This is a genomic window from bacterium, assembly GCA_023150945.1.
Taxonomy (GTDB): domain Bacteria; phylum Zhuqueibacterota; class Zhuqueibacteria; order Zhuqueibacterales; family Zhuqueibacteraceae; genus Coneutiohabitans.
This window is the reverse complement of record JAKLJX010000014.1, coordinates 12,975-30,566: the sequence shown is the minus strand read 5'-3', so window position 1 is coordinate 30,566 and position 17,592 is coordinate 12,975. Positions and strand designations below refer to the sequence as shown.

The 17,592-nt window shown below is 60.8% G+C and carries 14 protein-coding genes; all 14 read right to left on the bottom strand.

Annotated elements, in window-relative coordinates; genetic code table 11:
* Positions 1-28 precede the first annotated feature (28 nt).
* The 14 genes from L6R21_17725 to L6R21_17660 all read right to left on the bottom strand — a co-directional run bounded on the left by L6R21_17725 (position 29) and on the right by L6R21_17660 (position 17,079).
* Entirely contained in the window at positions 29-661 is a 633-nt protein-coding gene (locus L6R21_17725; protein MCK6561039.1) for a MarC family protein, read from the bottom strand.
* A gap of 177 nt (positions 662-838) precedes the next feature.
* Positions 839-3,274 carry a penicillin acylase family protein gene (locus L6R21_17720; GenBank protein MCK6561038.1) on the bottom strand — a complete coding sequence of 812 codons (2,436 nt, stop codon included), beginning with the start codon at positions 3,272-3,274 and terminating at the stop codon, positions 839-841.
* A 181-nt stretch (positions 3,275-3,455) separates the two neighbouring features.
* Entirely contained in the window at positions 3,456-3,983 is a 528-nt protein-coding gene (locus L6R21_17715) for a hypothetical protein (protein MCK6561037.1), read from the bottom strand.
* 12 nt (positions 3,984-3,995) lie between these two features.
* The gene (locus L6R21_17710) at positions 3,996-4,763 is read right to left on the bottom strand and encodes a hypothetical protein (GenBank protein ID MCK6561036.1); all 768 of its coding nucleotides are present in this window, start codon (positions 4,761-4,763) and stop codon (positions 3,996-3,998) included.
* A 111-nt stretch (positions 4,764-4,874) separates the two neighbouring features.
* The gene (locus tag L6R21_17705; GenBank protein MCK6561035.1) at positions 4,875-6,293 is read right to left on the bottom strand and encodes a M28 family peptidase; all 1,419 of its coding nucleotides are present in this window, start codon (positions 6,291-6,293) and stop codon (positions 4,875-4,877) included.
* A gap of 46 nt (positions 6,294-6,339) precedes the next feature.
* A complete protein-coding gene (locus L6R21_17700; GenBank protein ID MCK6561034.1) occupies positions 6,340-6,819 on the bottom strand; it encodes a hypothetical protein in 480 nt (159 codons plus the stop codon).
* Positions 6,820-6,879: 60 nt separating this feature from the next.
* The gene (gene hisC / locus L6R21_17695; GenBank protein MCK6561033.1) at positions 6,880-7,950 is read right to left on the bottom strand and encodes a histidinol-phosphate transaminase; all 1,071 of its coding nucleotides are present in this window, start codon (positions 7,948-7,950) and stop codon (positions 6,880-6,882) included.
* Positions 7,951-7,986: 36 nt separating this feature from the next.
* Entirely contained in the window at positions 7,987-8,556 is a 570-nt protein-coding gene (locus L6R21_17690) for a YIP1 family protein (GenBank protein ID MCK6561032.1), read from the bottom strand.
* A gap of 206 nt (positions 8,557-8,762) precedes the next feature.
* Positions 8,763-9,752 (bottom strand): electron transfer flavoprotein subunit alpha/FixB family protein, encoded by a 990-nt coding sequence (locus tag L6R21_17685; protein ID MCK6561031.1) that lies wholly within the window; start codon positions 9,750-9,752, stop codon positions 8,763-8,765.
* A gap of 83 nt (positions 9,753-9,835) precedes the next feature.
* A complete protein-coding gene (locus tag L6R21_17680; GenBank protein ID MCK6561030.1) occupies positions 9,836-10,606 on the bottom strand; it encodes an electron transfer flavoprotein subunit beta/FixA family protein in 771 nt (256 codons plus the stop codon).
* Between the two features lie 338 nt (positions 10,607-10,944).
* Positions 10,945-12,681 carry an acyl-CoA dehydrogenase family protein gene (locus tag L6R21_17675; protein ID MCK6561029.1) on the bottom strand — a complete coding sequence of 579 codons (1,737 nt, stop codon included), beginning with the start codon at positions 12,679-12,681 and terminating at the stop codon, positions 10,945-10,947.
* A gap of 65 nt (positions 12,682-12,746) precedes the next feature.
* Positions 12,747-14,957 carry a 3-hydroxyacyl-CoA dehydrogenase NAD-binding domain-containing protein gene (locus L6R21_17670; protein MCK6561028.1) on the bottom strand — a complete coding sequence of 737 codons (2,211 nt, stop codon included), beginning with the start codon at positions 14,955-14,957 and terminating at the stop codon, positions 12,747-12,749.
* 114 nt (positions 14,958-15,071) lie between these two features.
* The gene (locus tag L6R21_17665) at positions 15,072-16,358 is read right to left on the bottom strand and encodes a thiolase family protein (GenBank protein MCK6561027.1); all 1,287 of its coding nucleotides are present in this window, start codon (positions 16,356-16,358) and stop codon (positions 15,072-15,074) included.
* A gap of 85 nt (positions 16,359-16,443) precedes the next feature.
* Positions 16,444-17,079: a TetR family transcriptional regulator gene (locus L6R21_17660; GenBank protein MCK6561026.1), complete on the bottom strand. Its 636-nt coding sequence runs from the start codon at positions 17,077-17,079 to the stop codon at positions 16,444-16,446.
* Positions 17,080-17,592 lie beyond the last annotated feature (513 nt).

The window sequence follows — 17,592 nt, the reverse complement described above, 5'->3', positions numbered from 1 at the left end:
CCGAGGCTGGAACATTCCCGGACAGACACTAACTCCCAAACACCTCGGGGAACGAATCTCTCACGCCGTTGATCACGAATTGCACCGCCATCACCGCGAGGATCAAGCCGAGCAGCCGCGTCATGAGGTTGATGCCGGTTTCGCCCATTTTCAACAGCAGCGCGCCGGCGTAGTGATAGATCACATAGGACAGTGCACCGGCAAACAGGATCGCTGCAATGATGATGGCGAGGTGAGCGAAGTTCTGCGCCTGGGTGGTGAGCGTCATCACCGTGGCGATGGCGCCCGGCCCGCTGATGAGCGGGATGGCGAGCGGCACGATCGAGATGTCTTCCTTCACCTGCGCTTCTACTTGCTCGCTGGGAGTGAAGTGCACGCGCGACTTCTGCGCCGCCAGCATGTTCATGGCAATGCCGAACAGAATCAGGCCGCCGGCGATGCGAAACGCGCCGATGGTGATGCCGAATATTTTCAGAATGAAACCGCCCATGAGCGCGAACAGGGTAAGAATCAACACGCCGACCAAGCAGGCGCGGCGAATGAGGGCATGCCGCTGCTCCGGGCGATAGTCATTCAGCAGGCTCGCGAAGATCGGAACATTGCCGAGCGGGTCGGTAATCACCAGTACGGCGACGAAGGCATTCAGGGCAAAGGCCAGCATGGGTTTTCTGATCTCTCAAGAGCGCGGTTTTATGCTTTGCGGCAGGCTCTTTGATAAGGGTGTTCCTGCAACGGTTTGGCCGTTGCCTTGGAAAACTCGGTTCAGCCGAGAATGGAACTTTTTGGGACAAACACTGAACCGGACAGCATCACGCGCGCGGCCGCCTCGCCGCCGGCCTCAGTTGCCCGCTGCGGCGGGCTGCAACACCAAGACGTGGCTGCTTTCTTGTTCCAGCCGGTTGCGATCGAGCCAAACGCGCTTGTACTCGCCCTGTTGCCACAGCTTTACCTGATCTTGATAGTGCGGACTCCGCGGCTGTCCCGAGGCGCCGCCCGGCAGCACCTGCAGCCGCACCTGCGGCGCCGCCATGTCGACGATCATGCGCACCGAAGGACCGACGTCGGCCGCATAAGGCTTGAAGAAGCGGTATTCCGCTTTGCTGATCGTGTTCCCCGAGCCGCCGACCGGCAGCGGGCCGACGTTGAAGAGATAATTCAGCGGCCGGCGCTGGCCGAAAACATGCGCGAGGGTGAGTTGATGCAGCCTGCCCCATTCCCAATCGCCGATGGTCCCGCCAAGCTTTTCCTGCAAAAACGACAGCGCAGTTTGCAGCGACTGCCGCGCAATCACCTGGGCGGTCTCGCGTTCTGCCGTCGTGCGACTATCGAACCAAGGCGAGGCTGGATGTGAAACGAAGTGTTCGAGGCTGCGCACCGCCAGGGTCGACCATTGCGTGTAGCTTTGAAACAGGGAATCGCCCAGCTCATCGGTGATGGTGGCGCGCAGGAACTCCAGCGACCACACGTTGAAAATCGCTGCAGCCACGCTTTCCACCCGCTCGACGTAATCCCATTCGCGCAGCAGCAACAAGGCCTCCTGTTCCAAGCTGCCGCCTGGCGGCGCAGCGGAGTCGGCGGCCGCGGTGTCCGCCAGTAATGCCAACAGCTTGGGCAGTACGTATTGCGCGTGTTTGGAAAGCTGATCCAGTTGCATCTCGACGAACACCGCCGTATCAACCTTCGCAAAGCTGTTGAGCAACTCGGTGATGCGTTCAATGCGGCTGGCCGGCTCCCAACCAACCGAGAGGTAGTAGGGATAAGGCTGGGCGTACATACGGTTGTTGGCGGTGGCGATGAAGTGCTGCGGCGGATTGAACGCGTGCGGCATGTGCTCGAAGGGAATAGTGCCAATCCAATCGCCCGCGGTTTCCCAGCCGCGGTAGGGCAAATAGCCTTTGCCGTCGCGGCGGATGGGCACCCTGCCGCAGGCCCAATAACCGATGTTGCCGGCGGTGTCGGCATACACCACGTTTTGGCAGGGCGCGGCAAAGTGGCGCGCCGCGGTTTGAAACTCACTCCACGAGCGCGCGCGATTGAGGGCGAGAATAGCCTGCATTTCATCGGAGTTTTCGAAGCCGATCCAGCGAATGGCGAGTGCCAGCGTATCAAACCGCACGTCGGTGAGAATTTCGCTGACCAGCGGGCCGCGCGGCGTCGAGCGCACCAGGAATTCCACGGAGTCGGCGTCTTTCACGGGGATGCGTTCGCGCCGAGTCACCAGTTTTTCCCAAGCCTGGCCGTTCCAGAATTCCTCCGGATTTTGCGGATTGAGTTTCTCGAAATAGAAATCGAGATCATCGACCATGCCGTTGGTGAAGCCCCAGGCAATCGCGCGATTGCTGCCCAGCACGATGCCGGGCGCGCCCGGAAAGGCAACACCCGCCACTTCGAAATCGCCGGCGGAGAGATGCATTTCATACCAAACCGAGGGCAGGGCCAAACCCAGGTGAGGATCATTGGCCAGAATCGGCTTGCCGCTGCGGCTGCGCTGTGGGCCAACGACCCAACTGTTGCTGCCCAAAACGCCGGCGGGCATGCCGAGTTGGCTGCGCGTTGCTTGCGCCAGCTCCAGAAATCCCTCGACGCGATGCGCCAGGCCCAGGGGCGCCGGCAGAATGGCCGGCGTGTTTTCGCGCACTGCGGGAAACAGCTCGAGCGCGAGGGAATCGCCAAACTGCTCCGCGATTTTGCCGAGCGTGGCTTCGAAGAACCAGGCGTAGCAGAGTTGAAACGCCATCAGGCGTGCCAGGCCGATGCTGTCTTCGATTTCCCAGGGCTGGGGCTTGTAGCCCAGCATGCTGAATTCCACCGGCAGCCGATCTCGGTGTGAATTGATGAAGTCATTGACGCCGGCAGCGTATGCGGTGAGCGCGGCGCGGGATTGCGGTGAAATCTGCTGCGCCAGGCGGCGGGCGAGGCGATGAAAGCCCCAGGTGCGGAGAAATTTGTCCTTGGGCAATACCTCCGGTCCGAAGATCTCAGCGAGCGTGCCGCGCACGGCCCGGCGCGTCAAATCCATTTGCCATAAGCGATCCTGCGCCGCGATGTAGCCGGCGGCACGCCACAAGTCTTCTTCATTTTGCGCGAAGAGATGCGGCACGCCATGGCCGTCGCGATGGACGGTGACGCTGCGCTGCAAGCCGGCCACGGTTTGCGTTCCCGCCAGCGCGGGCAGGGATTTGTCGATCAAACGCCTGCTGAAGAAGGCGATCACCGCAAGCGCGGCGAGCAGAAAGAGCACTGCACCCAGAATCGCCTTGAGAGCCTTGGGCATGCTGTTTTCCTCCCGGAGGTCATCACAAAAAAAGAGCAGGCCAAAATGACATTTGCCTGCTCGCTTGCCCTTCAATTCATTTGTCTTTGCATGAGAATGGGAAAATCTCTCTGTCTGCCGTCTCGGTGCTGGGTGACGCCGCCGATTTGACGAACTTTCGCCGCGCGGTTTTCACTCCGGCTCAATTGTTGGGGCGCACGGTGCCGCGTCTTGCGCGGCGCTTGCCACTGTCTTCCTTGGGCGCAGGCGCAGTGGTGGATGAATCACTCGCTGAGGGGCGGGCCACTGCGCCTACCGTCGCCGGGGGCAGCGGCTGTGCGGCGGGCGCGAACCCGGCCGGTGCCTGCTCTTCCCGAGTTGTCTGGTGGCGGCGGTCGAACGGCCGCTTGCTCTGTTCCGCTTCGTCAGCCGAACCGGCTGCAGCAGGAGCATAATAGGATTGCCACCACGGCGTATCGTAGTAGTACTCCCAACGCCAGGACGGCTCAGGACGCGGCGGCGGCACGGCAATGGCGTGATAGCCACTTGTGCCGGCGGCATGGCAGGAACGGCAATCGTCGCCGAAGGTGACGGGTACGGTATAGTCGGCGCTGGCGGCCTCGCCTTCAGCGGCAAGGCGGGGATGCTTGATCACCGTGTAACAGCCCACACTTGCCAGAAACAGCAGGCAGCAAATCGGCAGCGCGATACGGCCCCATGATTTCGCCATGATGCACCTCGGTTACAGAATGAATTGAAAGTACGTGATCTTGAACTCACGCACATAGTCTTCCGCTTTGGTTTGATTTTGGAACAGATCTTTCAGAAACAGCTCGAGATAGATAACGTTCTTGATGTTCAGCCGGACGCCGGTGTTCAAGATGCCTTCCCCATCGCGCACATCGCGGCGCGGTTCCGCCGGGGTGTCGTTGAAAGCGACGTCGTACTCCGCCAGGATTTCCAGCCGCTGGTTGAGCGCCAGGGTCGCGCCCATGAAAAGATTGGGATCGCGATCCTTGTCCTTGTTTTCCAGCGACAGGTTGATGCCGCCGTGAAAGTCGAGGCGCTCGAGAAAATCATAGCTCTTGCTGGCGACCACATAGAAGCCGGGGGATTTGTTGATGTAGCGCTCGAGCGTGTCCGCCTTGAGGTAGGGGCCATAGCCCTGGTTTTCAAAGCCGATGGTGACGCCGGGCATGCCGATGGTTTCGCTGAAGATTTGGTACTTGACAAGCACGCCGGGCGCGGGATTCCAGCTCGGTTTTTTTTCGCCCAGGGCGTCATTGCCGCCGAAGGAGGCGCCGAACATGAAACGGTCGGAGACACCGACGTTGAGCGAGAGAAGGGCGCCACTGTTGCCGTAGAAGCGCAGACCCAGGTCAAAGCCGCCTTTGCGCAGCACACCCGCGGTGGGCTTGTCGATCATGTAACGCGGCCACACATCCACGCCCTGCGCGTGCAACAGGGCGGGTACCAAGATGAGAAAGAGGGCAACGAGATTCTTTTTCATGGCTGATTCTCGCTTTTGGATGAATACTTGAACGTCCCGCACCGCCTGCGTTGAAGCTTTAACAAAGTTGAGTGAATCGGAATCGCACGCCGGCCGGGCTTGAGGTTTTTTCTACCACAACAAGCGCAACAGGGCCAAACCGCCGGCTTGCGCGGCCCAGGCCATGCGCCAGGGTTCACGATCAGTGGTCCATTCCGGGATGTCGCCCGAGCTATGGTAATAACGCGAGTGGTCGATCTCCAGCGGCGTCTGCGCGGGCCAGCAGGAGGAGTCCCAGCCCGGCGTCTGTTCGAGCTGCGAAGACTCATCCCACGCGGCGGTAAAAATCGTGGTCGCCGGAATGCGCTGCGGGGATTTCAGCGTGCCACGAAATTGCGGCGGCAGAAAAGCGTAGGCATCCGTGCCGCCTTGCGCCGGGTTGGTCGTGTAGGCCTGCCAGAATCCGGGCCGGCCGCAAAATTCTCCGCCAATCCGGTCGAGCGTGCGCAGCAATGACTCATTCCAAGGAATGTCATTGCCTTCGAAATAGATGGCTTGCTGCCGCGTGCCGGTGCCGGTTTGGTCGAAATTGATCACTCCCAGGATACGTTCGAGTTCGTTCGACCGCCGCGCGAGGTAAGCATTGGTCGAGAAGTACTCGCTGCCCCAGATGATGAACTCAATCGTGTGGCGGGGCGGTGGCAGTTTTTGGACGGTGATCAACTGCTGCAGCGCGCGGGCGGTTTCCATGACAGCCGCCACGCCGGAGGCATTGTCATCGGCGCCCGGTCCGCCGGAATCAGAATCGCCGTGGGCACAATAAACGAAGCGCTTTTCCGGCACCGCGCCGGCAATGGTGGCGATGACCGTCTGCGGTCGGCTGTGATAGATCCTGGTCTGCAATGCAAACGAAACGCGCGGGGTGAGGCCCTGGCTGAGCAAAGCCCGCAAGCGATTGCCGTCGCTGCGGCTGATGGCGAACACCGGAATGGGATTGTCGCGCCGGCTTGGCAACTCGCCGATCATTGCCCATTCGGTGTAGTCGCCGTCGCGGCCCGGGGCGTCGGAGAGAAGCGCGACCGCGCCGGCGGTGACATATGCTTCATACTGCCTCCGCGAAACCAGCTTGTCGGTCAGCACCGCTTTGCCGCGCATCGCCGCGGAGCCGGTTGCCATCGTAACCTCTGCCTCCCGCGCAGCGGTGGCCGGAGAAAAGCCGTAAGGCCAGGGCCTGAGAAAATTCCCTGCTTCGGGAAAGACGTACGCGAGCTGCCAGTGTTGCGCTTCGTGCGCCAACTTCTCAGGATCCGAGATGATTTTAGTGGCCAGCCCCCAAGCGTGAAATCTCTGCTGCAGATATTGGGCAGCGCGCTGGTTGGAGGAAGTGCCGCCCTGGCGCGGCCCGCACGCCACCAGCTCTTGTACATACCGCCGTGCACTGTCAGCGGAGACCAGGCGCACAAATTCCCGCTCCGCCGGATGGCCGTTGTTCGTGCGGGCGGGGGCTGCCAGCAGGAGGCAAGACAGGGCGGCTGTCAGAGCGGTTCGCAAAGCCGTCACCGGCACCAACGAGGGCATATCCACCAGCGTGCAGATTTCATCTTTTGTCGATTTCTTCGGCGGTGACGATCAGGGTTTCATAGAAGAAGACGCCCATGCCCACCAGGAAGGCAATCCAGGCGGTGTACAGCACCAGGCTGAGCACTTGAAAACTCAACGGCACCGCCGTGGCCTCCTCGCTGCCCTCGTTGCCGGTCAAGGATTGCGCTGCCGAGTCCGCCGGTTTTGGTTCCGCGCCTTTGATGTTCTTTTTCTCCGGATACTTTCCAAGCTCCGATTCCGGCAGGGTGACGAGATGATACTGATCCTTGATTACACTGAACACCAGCATGGGCACGCGCAAACCGAGAATACCGATGGCCGTGACGAGGATAACGCACAGGAGTATGCGACCCTTGGTCATGCGCCCCCCGGCGAAAAAACCGATGATATACAACAGAATGCCGACGGTCAGGGCGATCCACATGACCGTCGTGTTCATGTTGTGAATCAAAGGCAGGAGATCTTTGTCGAACATAATCGCTCCAGGGCAACCGCGCTCGCCGTCAAGTTAGAAAAATAATTGCGCAATGTCAATCTACAAAACCTCTTGCAGCGCTGCCGCGACTTTTTCATTCTCTTCCGGCGTGCCGAGGCTGACGCGCAGGCATTGCTCCAGCATGGGATAGCTGCTGACATTGCGCACCAAAATGCCGCGCGCCAGCAGGTGGGCAAACACCTCCTGCACCGGCTCTTGAAATTCCGCGAGAAAAAAGTTGGCCTGCGTGGGATAAATGCGCAGCGTGGTCATTTGCCGCAGCCTGGCCAGCAGCCGGTCACGCTCGCGAACCACCTCCTGCACCTGTTGCAGCAACTCTGCGCTGTGCGCCAGCGCCACCAGCGCCGCGGCCTCAGCGAACACGTTGATGTTGTAAGGCAGTGCGGCTTTGCGAATCTCCCGCACGATATCCGGGTGAGCCATCAGATAGCCCACGCGGCAGTTGGCCATCGCCATGGCTTTGGAAAAGGTGCGCAGCAGGATCAAGTTTTCGTACTTCTGCAGCAGCGGCCGGAAATCCTGCGCCGCAAATTCGGCATAAGCCTCGTCCACCACCACCAGCCCGGGAAACTCCGCGAAAATTTCTTCGATCTGTTGCTGCGGATAGGCGGCGCCGGTCGGGTTGTTCGGTGAACACAGGATGATCATTCGGGCGCGCATGCGGCTGGCCTCGTCCAGCACGCGCTCCACCGGCAGGGAAAAATCCCGGCGATTCAGCCTGACCTCCAATGGAAAGCCGGAGAGAATCTGCACCGTCAATTTGTAGAGCGAGAACGTGGGTTGGGGAATGACCACCGCCACGCCCCGGCTCACCGTTACCATCAACAGCGCCTGAATGAGCGAGTTTGAGCCGTTGCCGACCAGGATTTGTTCCGGCGGCATGCGGTTGAAATCCGCCAGCGCCGCGGTTAACTCTTCGTGATGAAAGTCAGGGTAGCGCGCCCACGCGTGGGATTTCACCCGCTGCCAAAATTCCTCCAGCAGGGACTCGGGAAAGCCGAACGGGTTCTCGTTTTGATCCAGCTTGATGGCCGCGGTGCGGCGTTGCAGCGTGTAGGCCTCCGCCTTCTGCACTTCCGGTTTGATGAAATAGGCCAGGTCGGGAGTCATGGCGCGTGAGTTGGAGGTGAACGAGTGACGTTCCTGCTACCAGCGCAGACCAAAGAACGCCAGAATGCCGGCAGCGAAGACGGCATCAGTGAGCAGGGCCAGCAGGAACAAGAAGGCCACGAAGATGGCCACGATCGTGAGCATGAAGGGAAAAGCCTTGTCTGCCGGCGTGGCGAGCACCAGCGGCAGGCCGAGGTGGATCAAATAAGCGGCATAAACGATTCCGATGAGCCAAAGAATCGCGCCGAAGAGGGGAACAAAGAGCAGCAAGCCGGCGACATAGACGGGCGTGCATCCGAACGCCACCAGCTTGAGCGCGCGATTGAGATCCTTGTGGGAGGAAAATGCCGGGGCAAGCAGATGCGTAAGATTGGCGGTGCCTTCCACGGCGATCAGCAGAATGACATAGCTCAGGAGCGCGGCGCGAAAATTAAGCGGTACTTGCAGCCGAAAAAATCCCAGCAGAAAACCGAGCGGCGTCAGGGCCGCCACCCAAACGACGTACTTGAGATAGACCAGCACAGCGGCAAGCTGCTCGTTACGGATCACCGTCCATTCCGCCGCCGGTGAAAACAACAGGTTCTTCAAGCGTGTAATGAGATACATCTTTCCTCCCTTCCGAGGTCGGACGCACCGGTACCCTGCCGCAGGAAAATGACGCGCATAGGATACGGAACTTGCAGCTAGAACTCAAGCGAAAACACGCCCGCGCGCCGGCAAATGAAAATGGCGGCCGGCCCTCGGCCCGCCGCCATTGTGTTTCCGCCCTCCTCCTCAGCCCGGAGGCAATCCCGCTGCTGCGTTTGTCCGGTTCACGCCGCTTTCACTTCTTTGATGGCCTTGGTCAGTTCCGGCACGATTTCGAAAAGGTCGCCGACGATGCCATAGTCGGCAATGTCGAAGATCGGCGCGCGTTCGTCCTTGTTGATGGCGACGATGGTGCGCGCGGCTTTCATGCCCACGATGTGCTGAATCGCGCCGGAAATGCCGACCGCGAGATAGAGCTTGGGCGCCACCGTTTGGCCGGAGGACCCGATCTGGCGGTCGAGCGGCAGCCAGCCATCATCGCAAACCGGCCGGGAAGCCGCCAACTCGGCGCCCAATGCTTTGGCCAGTTCTTCGAGGAGGGGAAGGTTGGCCTTCTCTTTGATGCCGCGGCCGACGGAAACGATCAAATTCGCCTTGGTCAAATCAACCTTGCCTTTGACGCCTTCAAAAATCTCCAGCACTTTGGTGCGGATGGTGACGCCGGAGAGATCGACGCCGGCGTCGCTCAGCGCAGCGCTGCCGCCTTTTTTCAGATTGTCGCTGCTCACCGCGCCGGACTGCAAGCTCGCGAAATAGGGCGGTGCGCCGGCAAACGTGAAATCGGCATTGATCTTCCCCTGAAAAGCCTGGCGCACCAGCACCGGCGCGCCGTTCTCGACGCGATAACCGACACAATCCGCAATCAAGCCGCGCTGGCAGGCGGCGGCCAGCTTGGGGAAGTAATCGCGCGCCTGGTAGGAATGCCCGGTCAACACGTATTGCGGCGCGACGCGCGTAATGACTTGCCGCGCGGCCGCGCTGAACCCGTCGGGGGTGTAGTGCTGCAGCTCGGCATTCTCCGCAAACCACATCTGCCCGAGGGCGGCTGTGGCTGCTTCCTGCGCCGCCGCGGCGGCACCCTTGCCCATCACCAGCGCGCTCACCGCCTGGCCGAGCGCCGCGGCCAGTTCCTGGCCCGCGGCCAGCGCTTCCCAGCCGATGCGGCTGATCTTGCCTTCGTTTTGCTCCGTGATCACCAATATGCCAGATGCCATCTTGGGCTCCAGATTGCGGTTGGTTTCAATGCCCGCTCATCGGCCGCTGCGCCGCAGGGCAGGCTCGTCTCGAGGAAGAGGGGTCAAATCACCTTGGCTTCGTTCTTCAACTTTTCGGCGAGTTGCCGCGCGACCTCTTTGGCCGCGCCGGTGAGAATTTGCGTCTTTTTGGTCTTCACCGGCATGTACAGCTTGTGGAATTTCACCGGGCCTTGCGCCAAATCCACCCCCAGGCTGGCCGCACTGATTTCCTGTTGCGGTTTCTTTTTGGCGGCCATGATGCCTTTGATGGTGGCATAGCGAATGGTTGCCAATCCTGACTGAATCGTGAGCACGGCCGGCCGCGGCAGCTCGATGTATTGAAACCAGCCGCTCTCCAGCTCGCGCTTGATCTTGAGCTGCTGGTCGAGCACCTGGATTTCCATGACCAGCGAGGCATGGGGCAGGCCCAGTAATTCCGCCAGCACCACGCCGGTTTGGCCAAAACCGGTGTCATCCGACTGCAGGCCGGTGAGAATCAAGTCCGGGCTTTCGGGTTTGATCACCGCGGCCAGCAATTGCGCGGCCAGCAGCGGGTCCATGATCGGCTGATCATGCGTGACGTGAATCGCCCGGTCCGCGCCCTTGGCCAGTGCCTGCTGAATCGATTGCTTGGCGCGCACCGGCCCGATGCTCACCACGATCACTTCTCCGCCGTGCTGCTCTTTCAACCGCAGCGCCGCTTCCAGGCCGTAATGGTCGCTCTCGTTGATTTCGAACTGCACGCTGGCTTCGTCGATCCAGCGGCCGTCAGCGGTGATCTTCAGCAGTGAATCTTTGAGCGGAACTTGCTTCATGCAGAGGATGATTTTCACAGGGTTTTCCTTCTTCTGGGAAAAGTTCAAGTGCGCCTTCTGATTATCCCTCAAGTCAACAACGAATCACTGAATCAAATCAGGAACGCATGGGTTGGCTGCGGTCCGGGCTTCCAGGCAAATGTTCTTGCTACGACTGGGCCGTCGCATCAAAAACTTCGGAGTCAAACGGTACTCCAAGTTTTGGATTCCTCGAGTCAGCCGAGGGTGAAGCATGGAGGGACGCCATCCGTGGTCTGTGCAAGGATTCTGTGAATCATTGCGCGCAGCGCCGAGTACTTCACCGGATTCCTGCTGAAGGACACGCGGAATCACTTGCGCGGCAAGGCAACGAAGCACTAGTTGTAAACGCTCCAGCGATAGCCGTTGAGATCATACACCATCTCGGCGATGCGCTTGCGGCCGCCGTCGGAATTGCTTTCCATCTGGCGCAGATTGCGGCGCACCCGCCGCCAGGCATCTTCCACAAACGTGTTGGCGAGCAGCACCTCCTGCTCGACATGGGGATGTTTGCGCTTGAGCAGCGTGTCCACGCGCGACAGCACCGCCGCCATGGCATAGAGATCGATGGCCGCATCCGCCAGCCGCTTCTGCGCGAATTGCCGTTGGATGATCGACTTGCCGTATTTCATCAGCGCTTTTTCCACCGCGCTGTGCAGCTCTTTGGCCATGGCATTGAAGTGATCGCCGGCGGTTTGCAGTTGCGGAGCCAGGCGGGACAATTGATCGTGGGCCACCGTGTCCTTCACCTTGCCCACGGCGTAGCCGGTCAACAAGCCAAAGCCCTTGATTGGATCGCGCAGGGCGCGGCCGAGTTGTTTGAGATATTCGCCCGGACCTTCCATGCCGGACAGTGCCAGAAAGGCGCGGAGAATTTCGTTGGTGCCTTCGAAAATGAGATTGATGCGGGCGTCGCGCAGGGCTTGTTCATAGGGATATTCGCGGGAGTAACCGAGGCCGCCGGCGATTTGCGTGGCTTCATTCACCACCCGCCACAGTGTCTCACTCACGAAGATCTTGCTCACCGCCGACTCGAGCGAATAGTCGATGCCCGGCCGGTCGGCGAGCGCCGTGGTGAGATACACGATGCTGTCCGCCGCATAAGTGTCGGCGGCCATGCGGGCGATCTTGTCCTGAATCATCTCGAATTGCCCGATGGCTTTGCCGAATTGCCTGCGGTTCTTGGCGTGCTCCGCCGCCAGCGTCACCAGCGCTTTGCAGCCGCCGACGCAGCCGCTCGCCAAACCCAGGCGGCCGGTGTTCAGGATTTCCATCGCGATTTTGAAGCCCTTGCCCATCTGCCCCAGCATGTTACCCACCGGCACCTGCACGTTGTCGAAACTCAACGTCGTGGTGTTGGAGCCGTGAATGCCGAGCTTTTCCTCGGGTTTGCCCGACGAAAATCCCTTGCAAGCGCGCTCGACGAGGAAAGCCGAGATTTTGTCCTGCATCTCGCCGCCGACCATCATCGGCGTTTTGGCGAACACCGTAAAGACGTCGGCGATGCCGCCGTTGGTGATCCACATCTTGCCGCCGTTGAGAACGAAATGCGTGCGCTCGGGATTGAGCACGGCCTTGCTCTGGATGCCGGCGGCATCGCTGCCCGCGCCGGCCTCGGTCAACGCGAAGGCGGTCATGTATTCGCCGCTGGCAATTGGGGGCAGATACTTCTCCTTTTGCTCGTCGGTGCCGAACATCACGATGCCCTTGGTGCCGATGGAAAGATGGCCGCCGAGCGAAACGCCCAGCGAAGCATCAACCGCGCAAATCTCTTCGAACACCCGGCCATACGCCGTTTGGGAGAGGCCGGCGCCGCCGTATTTCTCCGGCACCGCCAGGCCGAAGAAACCGAGCTCCTTCAAACCCGCGAACAGCTCGGGTGAAATGTAGCCCTGGCGATCGATGGCAGCGGAATCGATGTGATCGCGCGCGAACTCGCGGAAGGAATTCAGGATCACGCGCAGGTCTTCTTGTTCCTGCGGCGCGAGCACCGGGTAGGGGAAGACCAAATCCTGCAACACTTCCCCGGCAAAAAGAGATTTCAGAAAGCTCCGGGTTTTCTCATCACCTGCCATAATCACCTCACTGATCCGTGCGGTCCATCACCCACGCCAGCGCCGGAAGGGGGCGCTGCTTTGTTTCATTGATAGAAATTCCTGTTTTGCTTCGCCCGGTCCACCAGCGTGGCGACCGGCTGAAGGTGCGCGCCGAACTGGTTCGCGTAGAATTCCAGGCGCTCCACCACGCGGCCACTGCCCAGGCTGTCGGCATGGCGCAGCAAGCCGCCGCGGAACGGCGGAAAACCGGTGCCGAAGATCATGCCGGCATCGACCTCTTGCGGCCGGCGCACCACACCTTCCGCCAGGCACTGCGCGGCTTCGTTGATCATCACCAGCACACAGCGCTCGGCCGGTTCGTTCTTGCCGAGGCGGCCCTCTCGGCCGGGCGCCAGATTGAGCAGAGCGTAGACCGCGGGATCGACCTGCTTTTCCTTGCCCTGATGCAGATAAAAGCCCTTGCCGTTCTTCTTGCCCAGCCGGCCGGCCTCAACCAGCCGTTCGAGCGCGCCGTCTGCACCCATGCGCGCGCCGAAAGCGGCAATCATCACCTTGCTGACTTTGGCGGCAACGTCGATCCCGACTTCGTCGATCAGCTCGAACGGCCCCATCGGCATGCCGAAGGCCAGCAGAGCGCGATCGATTTCCGCGATGGTGCCGCCCGCCTGCAGCATGCGTGCGGCTTCGGTCATGTAAACGGTGAGAATGCGATTCACCAGGAAACCCGGCGTGTCTTTCACCACGATTGGAGTCTTGCCGATCTGCTTGGCAAAGGCCACCAAGCCGGCCACGGTTTCATCGCTGGTCTGTTCGCCGCGAATCACCTCCACCAGCGGCATGAGATGCACGGGATTGAAGAAGTGCAGGCCCGCGACTTTGTCGGGGCGCCGGGTGGCCCGCGCCATTTCCGTCACCGGCAGCGCGGAAGTGTTGCTCGCCAGCACGGCATGGCTGGGCGCAATGCCGTCGATCTCGGCGAAGACCTTCTTTTTGATGTCGAGATTCTCGACGATGGCTTCAATGACGAGATCAACGCGGCCGAAACCGGAATAATCGATTGTGCCGGAAATGAGCGCCATGCGGTTCTGCATTTCCTTCGGTGTCATCCGGCGCTTCTTGACGGATTCGTAGAACACCCTGGCTGCCGCCTCCGTGCCCTTGGCCACCGCGGCATAGTTGACGTCTTTCATGCGCGAGGGCAAATCGTTGTGCGCCAGCAGTTGCGCGATGCCACCGCCCATCACTCCGGCGCCCAACACGCCGACGCGCTTGATCACTGGCAGCCTGCCTTGGAACTGGGGCACGCCCTTGTCCTTCTTGATTTCCTCGGAAAGGTAGAAGACTTTGATCAGGTTCTTCGAAGCCGCGGTGACGATCGCCTTGCCCAGCAGCTCCGCTTCCACCGCCAGCCCCGCGCGCAGATCGAGCGGAAAGCCCTTTTCCACCGCTTCCAGGGCGAGCAACGGCGCGGGGTAATGGCCTTTGGTTTCGGCCTTCACGCGCTTGCGGGCTTGATCGAAGAGAACTTTGCGGCCGAGAAAGTTCTTCTCCAGCAGCAGGCCCTGCGCGTTGATCTTCCGGCGCCGTGCTTTGATTTTTTGCTGCAGCGCTTCGCTGCGCAGTTCGATCGCAAAGGCATGGCCGATGCTGCGCAGCATCTCCGGCCCGAATTCCGCGGGAATGAGGCGGTCCACGATGCCGGAGCGATAAGCGCGCAGGGCGTCGACGGTGCGGCCGGTGAGGATGAAATCGAGCGCGCGCTGAATGCCGATCAGCCGCGGCAGGCGCTGCGTGCCGCCGAAGCCGGGGATGATGCCCAGCCGCACTTCGGGCAGGCCCAGGCGTGTTTTGCCGGAGTGGCGCGCCATGCGGAAATGACAGGCCAGGACCAGCTCCAGGCCGCCGCCGACACAGGCGCCGTCGATCACGGCAATGGTCACTTGCGGCAGCGCGGCCAGCTTGTCGAAAACGGCCTGCCCCAGCGCCGCTTTGACCGCGCCCTCTTCGGGATTGGTGATGCCCTCAATCTCCGCGATTTGCGCGCCGGCGATGAAGTTACCCTCCTTGCCGCTCAAGATCACCAAGCTGTGCAAGTCGTTGCGTTGCGCGATCTCATCCAGCCGCTGATCAAGCTCCGCCATCACGCCGGAGGAGAGAATATTCACTTTTTCATTGGGTCCGTCGATGATCAAAAAGCCGACGCCGGCTTCGGTGTCCAAGCGAAAGGCTGCGGCCGCCCGCTGCTCCGGCGCTGCCGGGGCGGGGGAGGAAGGGGTGGTGACTTCGAAAGACATTGTTCTCAAGCTCCTTGGTCTTGCTATCCTGCCCGCAAAGGGAAGACAGGCAAAAAGAACAACCACATTATTTCGGTCGTATCAACGTTTGCACGAGGGGTGTCGCGGGCCGCGTCACACTCGTTCCAGCACCATCGCGCCGCCCTGGCCGCCGCCGATGCAGAGCGTGGCCAAGCCGAGGCTGAGCTGGCGCCGACCCATTTCTTTCAGCAGCGTCAACACCAAGCGTGTGCCCGAACTGCCCACCGGATGGCCGAGCGCAATGGCGCCGCCGTTCACGTTGAGAATGTCACGGTTGATTTCGCCGATCGGCTCATCACGGCCGAGCCAGCGCTGCGCCAGCGCGCGGTCGCGGAAGACCATCTCATTGGCCATCACTTGCGCGGCAAAGGCTTCATTGAGCTCGAGCAGTTGAATGTCTTTGAAGGAAACGCCGGCGTGCTTCAGCGCCAGCGGCGTTGCCGCGGCCGGCCCCAAACCCATGTGCGCGGGATCGACGCCCGCAAAAGCATAGCCACGCAGGCGGCCCATGATCGGCAGCCCCAGGCTGCGCGCCTTGTCCGCGGACATCACCAGCACCGCCGCCGCGCCGTCGGTGATCTGGCTGGCGTTGCCCGCCGTCACGCTGCCATATTCGCGATCAAACACCGGCTTGAGCTTGGCCAACGCTTCCATCGTCTGATTCTTGCGGATGCCGTTGTCTTCATCGACCACAGCGCTGTAGCGGGGCAGCGGCATGACTGGCAGAATTTCCTCGCGCAGCTTGCCGGAATCGGTCGCCCACGTGGCGCGCTGGTGGCTCATGAGCGCGAAGCGATCCTGCTCTTCGCGGGTAAGGTGAAATTCCTTCGCCAGCACCTCCGCGGTTTCGCCCATGTTGAGATTGCACACCGGATCGGTCAAGCCCACCTGCAGCCCGATGATCGGTTTGAAATGCTTGGGCCGCATGTGGGAAAAGGCGCTCAGCCGCTGGCCCATGGATTTCGCCCGGGCGGCCTCGGCGAGCACCTCGGCATATTCCGGCGGATAGAGAATCGGAATGTTGCTCATCGATTCCACGCCACCGGCAACGATGACTTCCGCCATGCCGGCTGCGATCTTGAGGTGGGCCTGGGCAATGGCCTCCATGCCCGAGGCGCAGTTGCGCGCCACCGTGAAGGCGGGCACCCGCCGCGGGATGCCGCTTTTCAGCGCGATCACGCGGGCAATGTTGGTGGCTTCCGGCGGCTGGGCGATGTTGCCGATCACCACTTCATCGATGATCTCGGGATCAATGCCGCTGCGCTCGAGCACCTCGCGCACCACGAGGCGACCCAATTCCTGCGCCGGCAGACTTTTGAAGTCGGTGCCTGCTTTCACGTAAGGCGTGCGAATGCCTTCGACAATGACGACGTCGCGCATGATCTGTTCCTTCTCACTCTGATATGTTGAGCTGCTTGTCTCACCGCCAATGCCGCAACGCGTGGTTGCGGTTTGTGCCCCGGATTCAATGCGGATGCGCCAGCATGCCCGCCAGAAACAACGTGCCGATTTGCTCGGCGGATTGCTGCAGATCGTATTTTTTCGTGCGGGAGAGCACCCAGAGCGTGCTCATTTCGTCGAGCGCGCCGAACAGCGCGCGTTTGAACACGCCCGGCAGAACATCCCGCCGGAAGATGCCGCTGGCCTGGCCCTCGTCAATGATGTCGCCGATCAGGTTGAGGTAATCGCTGATGCGCGTGCCGGCATACTGCTTAATGAACTGGTTGGACTGGCGCAGCTCCAGTTGCATCACCGCCGCCAGGTCGGGATTGGTACGCACCAGCTCGAAGTGCAGATGGATGAACGAGCGAATCTTCTCGGCGGGGTCACGGCATTCGGCCAGGCGCCGGCTGAACTCCTGCAGGATGCTTTCCATGCTCTCATCGAAGAGCGTGATGAGGATGTCATCCTTGCTTTTGAAGTAGAGATAGATGGTGCCGTCGGCAATGCCGGCCTGATGGGCGATTTCCGAAATTTTGCTGTTGTAGAAGCCTTTGCGGGCGAAGGTCTTGGCTGCCGCTTTCAGGATGCGGGCCCGCTTGTCCAGCTTGCGGCCCGTACGTCCGTTGCTGGGTTTCGGCGCGTTGGCAAGTATTTTCATGGGTCATCTCATTTCACCCGGCCCGGCCGGCGGTTCCAGTGCTGAATGAATCATCATTCAGGAAAATAGCAAAGGGTGAATGAAATGCAAGTGAATTTTCCCGGGACTGGAAATTTTTCACCGCCGCCGCGCGCATGGGCGGCGCCCAACCATAGCCGGGGAAGAATATTGGGGCACCAGGATTTCAAGCAGGACGGATTTGCCAGCAAGGAACGAAGCTGCAGAGGTTTCCCTGGAGTCCCCCCCCGTCGTGGCGGTGAACGCCGGCGCAAAGCGGCTGAGCGACGAGGCGGAATCTGAGCGAAAACGAGGCGTTGAAGCTGGAACGAAATGAAGATCATGCCACTGCCCCGCAACCCGCGGTAGCAACTTGTTCGCACATTGCGCATGAGTGGGTGAACCGCCTCAGTTTCTCCGGTCAGAAACCGCGCAAGTTGCCTTCTCTTTCCTTTGCTTTGTCTTTTGCATGCACAAGAATAGAGATGGGATAGGAAAGTCGCCATCTCCCAGTCT

Excerpts from the sequence above, each read along its gene's own strand:
- L6R21_17725 (MCK6561039.1), bottom strand. The coding sequence starts at position 661 with ATGCTGGCCTTTGCCCTGAATGCCTTCGTCGCCGTACTGGTGATTACC.
- L6R21_17720 (MCK6561038.1), bottom strand. The coding sequence starts at position 3,274 with ATGCCCAAGGCTCTCAAGGCGATTCTGGGTGCAGTGCTCTTTCTGCTC.
- L6R21_17715 (MCK6561037.1), bottom strand. The coding sequence starts at position 3,983 with ATGGCGAAATCATGGGGCCGTATCGCGCTGCCGATTTGCTGCCTGCTG.
- L6R21_17710 (MCK6561036.1), bottom strand. The coding sequence starts at position 4,763 with ATGAAAAAGAATCTCGTTGCCCTCTTTCTCATCTTGGTACCCGCCCTG.
- L6R21_17700 (MCK6561034.1), bottom strand. The coding sequence starts at position 6,819 with ATGTTCGACAAAGATCTCCTGCCTTTGATTCACAACATGAACACGACG.
- hisC (MCK6561033.1), bottom strand. The coding sequence starts at position 7,950 with ATGACTCCCGACCTGGCCTATTTCATCAAACCGGAAGTGCAGAAGGCG.
- L6R21_17690 (MCK6561032.1), bottom strand. The coding sequence starts at position 8,556 with ATGTATCTCATTACACGCTTGAAGAACCTGTTGTTTTCACCGGCGGCG.
- L6R21_17685 (MCK6561031.1), bottom strand. The coding sequence starts at position 9,752 with ATGGCATCTGGCATATTGGTGATCACGGAGCAAAACGAAGGCAAGATC.
- L6R21_17675 (MCK6561029.1), bottom strand. The coding sequence starts at position 12,681 with ATGGCAGGTGATGAGAAAACCCGGAGCTTTCTGAAATCTCTTTTTGCC.
- L6R21_17670 (MCK6561028.1), bottom strand. The coding sequence starts at position 14,957 with ATGTCTTTCGAAGTCACCACCCCTTCCTCCCCCGCCCCGGCAGCGCCG.
- L6R21_17665 (MCK6561027.1), bottom strand. The coding sequence starts at position 16,358 with ATGCGCGACGTCGTCATTGTCGAAGGCATTCGCACGCCTTACGTGAAA.
- L6R21_17660 (MCK6561026.1), bottom strand. The coding sequence starts at position 17,079 with ATGAAAATACTTGCCAACGCGCCGAAACCCAGCAACGGACGTACGGGC.